This is a genomic window from Pseudomonas sp. PB106, from assembly GCF_009764645.1.
In the GTDB taxonomy this organism is placed as follows: Bacteria; Pseudomonadota; Gammaproteobacteria; order Pseudomonadales; family Pseudomonadaceae; genus Aquipseudomonas.
On record NZ_RWIM01000128.1, the window covers coordinates 1 to 3,357 of the forward strand.

Genomic DNA, 3,357 nt, shown 5'->3' on the forward strand with positions numbered 1-3,357 from the left:
CGGCAGCTCCTACAGGGTTACGTGAACACCTGTGTAGGAGCTGCCGCAGGCTGCGATCTTTTCCGGCGCGCGATTATATCGAGCCGAGTGGAAAGTTACTCCAGTGCTTTCCAGATATCCGTGGCGTATTCGCGAATCGTCCGGTCGGAGGAGAACCAGCCCATCCGCGACGTGTTGAGCACTGCCGAACGCCACCAGTTGTTAGCATCGTGCCAGTGCGCTTCAACGCGCTTCTGTGCTTCCCAGTAAGAGTCGAAATCGGCACAGACCAGGAAGCGGTCGTAATCCACCAGCGAGTCGATCAACCCGGTGTAGCGCGACGTGTCATCCGGCGAGAACACCCCGCCGCGAATCGCTTGCAGCACGTCATTCAGACGATGCGAGGCGGCGATGTCCGGCAAGGCGCTGAACTCATGATTCTGCTTACGCGCTTCCACCTGCTGCGCGCTGAGGCCGAAGATGAACATGTGCTCGGCGCCGATGCGTTCGCACATTTCCACGTTGGCGCCATCCAGCGTGCCGATGGTCAGCGCGCCGTTGAGGCCGAACTTCATATTACTGGTGCCTGAGGCCTCGAAGCCGGCGGTGGAAATCTGCTCGGACAAGTCCGCCGCCGGAATGATGCTCTCCGCCAGACTGACGTTGTAGTTGGGCAGAAAGACCACTTTCAGCAGACCGCGCACGGTCGGATCGTTGTTCACCACCCGCGCGATATCGTTGGTCAGCTTGATGATCAGTTTCGCCTGGTGATAACTCGCCGCAGCCTTGCCGGCAAAGATCTTCACTCGCGGCACCCAGTCGACTTCTGGCTCGGCGCGAATCGCCTGATACAGCGCCACGGTGTGCAACAGGTTGAGCAACTGGCGTTTGTATTCGTGGATCCGTTTGACCTGCACATCGAACATCGCCGCCGGGTTGACCGCGATGCCCAAGCGTTCGTGAATCAGATACGCCAGCGCTTTCTTGCTGTGCAGCCGTTGCTCGGCGAAAGCTTTGCGGAACGCGGGTTTCTCGGCGAACGGCTCGAGATCGAGCAAACGCTCCTCAGGGTTATCGAGCAAGTCCGGGCCCAGCGCATCGACCAGCATCGAGGTCAATTCGGAGTTGGCCTGATACAGCCAGCGGCGGAAGGTGATGCCGTTGGTTTTGTTGTTGATCCGCTCCGGATACAGCTTGTGCAATTCAGCGAATACGGTTTTGCGCATCAGCTGCGTGTGCAGGCCGGACACGCCGTTGACGCTGTGCGAACCGAGGAACGCGAGGTTGCCCATGCGCACCCGGCGACCGTTGTCTTCCTCGATCAACGACACCGCGCGCAGCACGTCGAAATCGTGAATGCCCTTGGCCCGCAGCGAATCGATGTGCTGAGCGTTGATCAGGTAAATGATCTGCATGTGTCGCGGCAGCATGCGTTCCATCAACCCGACTGGCCAAGTTTCCAGCGCTTCCGGCAACAGCGTGTGGTTGGTGTACGACAGCGTGTCGACGGTGACTTGCCACGCTGCATCCCACGCCACGTCGTAGACGTCGACCAGTTGGCGCATCAATTCGGCGACGGCGATCGAGGGGTGGGTGTCGTTGAGCTGAATCGCCGCGTGATCGCCGAGGGTCAGCACCGAGGTGTGCATGTTGCGATGACGGCGCAGCAGATCCTGCAGGGAGGCGGCGACGAAGAAATATTCCTGACGCAGGCGCAGTTCTTGCCCTGCTTCAGTGCTGTCCGCCGGGTAGAGCACGCGGGAGATACTTTCCGCTCGCGCCACTTCGGCGACAGCGCCCAGGTGGTCGCCGGCGTTGAAGCGCTCCAGGTGCAAATCTTCCATGGCGCGGGCACGCCACAGTCGCAAGGTGTTGACGCTCGCCCCGCGCCAGCCGACCACCGGCGTGTCGTAAGCAATCGCGCGAACGGTTTCTGCTGGCGACCAGACTTGTTTGGATTTGCCGGAAACGTCGGTGACCGTCTCGACGCTGCCGCCGAAGCCGATGGAGTAGACGACCTCTGGCCGCTCAAACTCCCACGGGTTGCCGAAATCCAGCCAATGTTCGGTTTGCTCCTGCTGCCAGCCGTCGACGATGGCCTGGCGGAACAAACCGTGTTCATAACGAATACCGTAACCGTGGCCGGCAATGCCGAGGGTCGACATGCTCTCCATGAAGCACGCCGCCAGACGCCCGAGGCCGCCATTGCCGAGCGCCGCGTCGGGCTCGAGCAAACGGATGCGTTCCAGATCCACGCCGAGTTCGGTCAGCGCTTCACGGGCGACGTCGAGCAGGCCGAGGTTGCTCAGGCTGTCGTAGAGCAAACGGCCGATGAGGAATTCCAGCGAGAGGTAATACACCCGCTTCTGGCCTTTGCGATAAATCTGCCGGGTGTGATCCATCCAGTGTTCGACCATGTGATCACGCGCTGCCAGTGCAATGGCTTCGAACCAGTCATGGTCGAAGGCGTGATCAGGGTCTTTGCCCACCGCATAGGTGAGTTTGGTCAAGACGGCGTCGCGGAATGCGGCCACCTCTGCTTCGCGAACTAGTGGTTCTTGAGTCATCGATAGGACCTCGAGCGAGCGGGGAATTGTCTGAGCCTAGACGGTCTGACAGACGGTCGAGGCTCTGGTTCGGCAGTATTTCCTGAGACTGTGAGATGGCCCGGCATTACCTTGGCGGATGAGCTAATGAATGCAGGGGCCGTGCCGAATAACCAGGCAATGTGCCTGCATCGAGAAAAAATCTGGCGAAAGGTTGTTCAAAAATCCACCAGTCCCGGTATGATCGCGCGCCCTGATGCATACACGCCTGGTAACTCCCGATGATGAAGCCCAACCTGATTGCCGCCGCCGAGATCGATCGTCTCGATACGTGGGCGAAATATTCGGCCCCGATGTGCGGCTCCTGCATTTCCAGCTGCTGCACGCTGCCGGTTGAGGTGAAGATCAAGGATCTGGTGCGCATCGGTGTGGTCGACGAATTCGAACTGGGCGACCCGCCGAAGAACATCGCCAAGCGGTTGCAAAAGGAAGGTCTGGTCGAGCGCTTCAATCAGAAGTCCGGCATCTTCACCCTGCAGCGCATGAGCAACAACGATTGCTACTACCTGGATCGTAAGAGCCGCCTGTGCACCATTTATGACAAGCGCCCGGATACCTGCCGCAATCACCCGAAGATCGGGCCGCGGCCGGGGTATTGCGCTTATAAGCCGAAGGAAGTGGTGCGCGAGCAGAATTTCCGCGCGATCGAGAAGTTTTGATCGGGCCTGAGATTTTCGGCGGCTGACCGGCCGCCATCGCTGGCAAGCCAGCTCCCACAATGATTGTGGTCGTACACATATTTTATATACGACCCAAAACCCTGTGGGAGCTG

At 59.6% G+C, this 3,357-nt stretch carries 2 protein-coding genes; one reads left to right on the plus strand and one right to left on the minus strand.

Annotated elements, in window-relative coordinates; genetic code table 11:
• Positions 1-95: 95 nt before the first annotated feature.
• Positions 96-2,546, minus strand: a complete 2,451-nt coding sequence (locus tag EJA71_RS18010) for a glycogen/starch/alpha-glucan phosphorylase (protein ID WP_158958967.1) — start codon at positions 2,544-2,546, stop codon at positions 96-98.
• A gap of 260 nt (positions 2,547-2,806) precedes the next feature.
• Here EJA71_RS18010 and EJA71_RS18015 point away from each other — a divergent pair, with 260 nt between their 5' ends.
• A complete protein-coding gene (locus tag EJA71_RS18015) occupies positions 2,807-3,244 on the plus strand; it encodes a YkgJ family cysteine cluster protein (RefSeq protein WP_008080573.1) in 438 nt (145 codons plus the stop codon).
• Positions 3,245-3,357: the final 113 nt, after the last annotated feature.

Excerpts from the sequence above, each read along its gene's own strand:
- EJA71_RS18010 (WP_158958967.1), bottom strand. The coding sequence starts at position 2,546 with ATGACTCAAGAACCACTAGTTCGCGAAGCAGAGGTGGCCGCATTCCGC.
- EJA71_RS18015 (WP_008080573.1), top strand. The coding sequence starts at position 2,807 with ATGATGAAGCCCAACCTGATTGCCGCCGCCGAGATCGATCGTCTCGAT.